The 4,066-nt window shown below is 64.7% G+C and carries 4 protein-coding genes; 2 read left to right on the top strand and 2 right to left on the bottom strand.

Features of this window, described 5'->3' with window-relative positions; translation table 11 throughout:
* Positions 1–6 precede the first annotated feature (6 nt).
* On the bottom strand, positions 7–678 hold the full coding sequence (locus L0G76_RS14645) for an NAD(P)H-dependent oxidoreductase (RefSeq protein ID WP_304357890.1): 672 nt from the start codon (positions 676–678) through the stop codon (positions 7–9).
* Positions 679–741: 63 nt separating this feature from the next.
* Positions 742–1,290 carry a TetR/AcrR family transcriptional regulator gene (locus tag L0G76_RS14640; protein WP_304357889.1) on the bottom strand — a complete coding sequence of 183 codons (549 nt, stop codon included), beginning with the start codon at positions 1,288–1,290 and terminating at the stop codon, positions 742–744.
* 137 nt (positions 1,291–1,427) lie between these two features.
* On the opposite strand from L0G76_RS14640, the gene L0G76_RS14635 reads away from it, so the two are divergent.
* Both L0G76_RS14635 and L0G76_RS14630 read left to right on the top strand, forming a co-directional pair.
* Complete coding sequence (locus L0G76_RS14635; protein WP_304357888.1) at positions 1,428–2,909, top strand: MFS transporter; 1,482 nt, start codon at positions 1,428–1,430, stop codon at positions 2,907–2,909.
* A 386-nt stretch (positions 2,910–3,295) separates the two neighbouring features.
* Positions 3,296–4,066: NAD(P)-dependent malic enzyme (locus L0G76_RS14630; RefSeq protein ID WP_304357887.1), on the top strand; the 771-nt coding region annotated here is incomplete at its 3' end.

Below are 4,066 nucleotides of genomic sequence, written 5' to 3'. Positions count from 1 at the left end.
GTCCGTTCACGGTGCCATCGCGACACGACGGTTCAGGTGCTCGGCCTTGGCGTTGCGAGTCCGGCGGGTGGGGGAGGCGAAGGCCGTGGCGATGCTGCGAGCCTCATTGAGTCCGGCGGCGCGATTCTCGGTGTTGCCCGGTGCCTCGATGTCCGGGATGAGGTGGGACTCGACGTCCGTGATCCCGCTGTAGGCGAAGACCCCGACATCGAGTTGGGTGCGCATGGCGTCCTCATACCCGTACTTGTCATAGGTGCGCTGTTTGGAACCGCCGATGCCGATCAGTGCCGTCGGAACGTGGGGGAGGAGCCCGTGCAATGGCTGCATGCCGCGATCGGCCACCCCGGCACCGTACTGGTAGGCCCATCCGCCGGTGAAGACGCGTTCGATCCACCCCTTCATCATCGCCGGCATCGACCACCAGTAGACGGGGAACACGAACGCGAGACTGTCGGCGGCTTCGACTCGCCGATGCATGCTTTCAATGCCGTCCGGGATGTCTGCGCCCCAGAAGTGCTGATGATCGGCCTCGGTGAAGCGCGGATCGAAGCCTTCGGCGTGCAGGTCGAGGACGTCGATGGATTGGCCTGCCGCGCGGAACGGCTCGTGGAAGGCGTCCATCACCTGGCCGGGGTAGCTGGAGCGGATCGGGTGGGAGAAGACGGTGAGCAGGTGCATGGCGGAGCCTCCGAATTGTGCGGGTGGTGCAATTGTTCGTACAGGTGCGATGCCGCAGTCGCTTCAGCGCCGACCTCGAGCATCGTTCATGAGAGTTGCGGCGGCTTCCCTCGCCGAGGTGACCGCAGCGGTCCCCAGATACGACGCCGTTGAGGTGGTGCCTTCGAAGAGAACGAGGATCTGGGTCACGGTGGCATCGTCCTCGCCGACAGTGATGTCGTCTCCCAGGTCCTCGCCGACGATCCGGGCGATCATCGATCTCAGCCGTCCGCGGTAGCCGGCGACCTCCTCGGCGATCTCCGGTGTCGATTCCCCGGCCTCGCCATGGGCGCGAAGGAACAGACAGCCACGGGATCCCTCGGCCTCGACCCATTCCTCGAGGCGGACGAAGAGCTCGTCGACGCTCGCCGCTTGGCAGTGAGCGAAGAACCGGGAGGTGCGGGCCTTGAGGACGGCGACGACGAGGCCGGTCTTGTTCCCCACGTGCTTGTAGAGGGTGCGCGTCGAGACCCCTGCAGCTGCGGTGAGATCGTCCATGCCGGACGCGGCGAAACCGCGGTGGTCGAAGACGCGTTCTGCGCTGGAGACGATCTGTTCTCGTGAAGCTGTCATGCTCTCAAAGTACAACGATCGTTTTACATTCGCAAGCTAGGACAGCGACACCGCCGCCGCAACGGTGTGGCAGGCGTGAGCGAGACCGCCGTGGTGGGGTGTTGTGCCGATCTGACTGGCGGAGTAGAACTGGATCAATGACGGGAACTTCAGAGACACCGGCCATGTCGGCGGGGCAGCGCCGAATCCTCGCCGTGATGCTGGTGCCGATGTTCATGTCTCTGCTGAGCGTGTCCATCGTCAACGTCATCCTGCCGGATATGCAGAAGTCGATCGGGGCCTCGAACTCCGCGATCCAATGGGTGCTCTCCGGCTACACGCTGGCCTTCGGTGTGCTGCTCGTCGCTGCCGGTCGCGCCGGTGACCTCTTCGGTCGGGGCAGGCTGTTCGTCGCCGGAGTGAGCGTCTTCGCCCTCGGCTCGCTCATCGCCGGCTTCGCTCCCGACCCGGTGATGCTCAACGTCGCACGCATCGTCATGGGCATCGGCTCGGGACTGCTGAGTCCTCAGGGCGTGGGGATGCTGCAGCAGTACTTCCACGGCAAGATCCGAGGTCGTGCCTTCGGCATGTTCGGCACGATCGTCGGTGTCTCCGTCGGCATCGGGCCCGTGCTCGGCGGCGGGCTCATCGCGCTTCTCGGCGAGGAGTGGGGATGGCGATCGGCCTTCCTCATCAATGTGCCGATCGCCGTGGCCGCCATCGTCCTCGGCCGATTCTGGCTGCCGCCCAGTGCATGGAGAGGCAGCGCAGCCGATGCCGATCATGCCGATGGCTCCGCCAAGGCGCGCGCCGACTTCGATCCGGTCGGCCTCGTGCTCCTGTCGCTGGGCACCCTGTTCGTCATGCTTCCGTTCCTCGAACGCTCCGCCGGTGCCTGGATCTACGCTCTGGTCCCCGTAGGTGCCGTCGTCATCTGGCTGTGGGTGCGCTGGGAGGGCCGATATGCCCGCCGAGGCGGTGCCCCGATGGTCGACATGATTCTGTTCCGCACCCGCACATTCGCCTATGGCGCTTCCCTGACGTCGATGTATTTCGTGGGCATGCCCGGAGTCTGGGTCATCGTCGCCCTCTATCTCCAGAACGGCCTCGGCTTCCCCGCACTCGAAGCGGGACTGATGGGTCTGCCCTCGGCGCTGTTGGCAGCTGTCAGTGCCCAAGCCTCCGGCCGTGTGGTCCTCACCTACGGACGCAAGATGGTCGTGCTCGGAGTCGGCATCGCCATCGTCGGAGTCGTCGCCTCTGCATTGATCGTCCTCGCTCACGAAGACCTGGGCATCAGCATCTGGTGGATGCTGGCGAGCCTGGGTCTGACCGGGGTCGGCCAGGGCATGGCGATCAGTCCCAATCAGACCCTGACCCTGGCCGATGTGCCGGTCGAATATGCGGGAAGCTCCGGTGGGGTGATGCAGACCGGGCAGCGCGTGGGAACGGCGATCGGCATCGCGATCGTCACCGCCCTGTTCTTCGTCGTCCAGGGGATGGCCGGTTATGGGGCCGCGATCGTCGCCGGATTCGGATTCATCGCCGCGGTCATGGTCTTCGCCGGAATCATCGGAATCGTGGATCTGGTCCGGGGACGGGCGAAGGGCCGGCAGACTGCCGCAGTGACAGGAAGCTGAGGGTGAGAATGCGTCCCTCCGGATTCAATTCATCCAGGTCAAAGGTATTGTGAACATGCCTCAAAACGGGGCGGCAACCTCGGCGAAGGTGACTTTTCAGGGTGGACAGCAGTGACTCATCGGCTATGCTGGCCGAGTTGCACAGTGCGTTTCTTGAGGTCGGAACTCGGCCGACTGCGAACCGCTCGTGCCCTGCGCAGCCACGCACAGTCCTTCACAAAGGGCGCGAACCACACTGCGCAGACGTCACCGCACCATCCATCTTGGTGACAGCTCTTCGATTCGACCGCTGCCAGATATGCCCCGTGGTATGGCACCGCGGTCTGACGAACACCGATGGCGGCATCGCTGCGATGCCGGCCGTCACGAGACCACGAGGATCAAACATGACGACAACGACCGATACATCTACTGCCGCTGCCGCACAGAACTCGCTGCCGCCGATCACCGATGATGAGATCTTCGCCGGGCACGAAGGCGGCAAGCTCTCTGCCGAGCTCACCCGTCCGCTCGAAACCCAGCGCGATCTCTCGATCGCCTACACCCCGGGTGTTGCCAAGGTCTGCACCGCGATCAAGGACGAACCGGAACTGGCGCGGACCCACACCTGGACCGGTCGCCTCGTTGCCGTCGTCTCCGACGGATCGGCCGTGCTCGGCCTCGGCGACATCGGGGCCAAGGCATCCCTGCCGGTCATGGAGGGCAAGTGCGCCCTGTTCAAGCGTTTCTCCGGACTCGACGCGATCCCGATCGTCCTCGACACGAATGACGCCGACGAGATCGTCGAGACCCTTGTCCGCATGGCCCCGTCATTCGGCGCGGTCAACCTCGAGGACATCTCGGCGCCTCGCTGCTTCGAGATCGAGGACAGGGTCAAGGCCGCCCTCGACATTCCGGTCATGCACGATGACCAGCACGGCACCGCCGTCGTCGTCCTCGCCGCACTGACGAATGCGCTGCGCGTGGTCGACAAGTCCTTCGACTCCATCAAGGTCGTCCTCTCCGGAGCAGGCGCTGCCGGAGTGGCCGTGGCCAAGATCCTCGACGATGCCGGAGTCAAGGATGTCGTCGTCCTCGACTCCAAGGGAATCATCGACTCCGAACGCGGCGATCTGACCCCGACGAAGGAATGGCTGGCGTCGAACACGAATCCGCGC

Source organism: Brevibacterium picturae (assembly GCF_030453725.1).
Classification (GTDB): Bacteria; Actinomycetota; Actinomycetes; order Actinomycetales; family Brevibacteriaceae; genus Brevibacterium; species Brevibacterium sandarakinum_A.
This window is presented reverse-complemented; position numbering and strand designations above follow the sequence as displayed.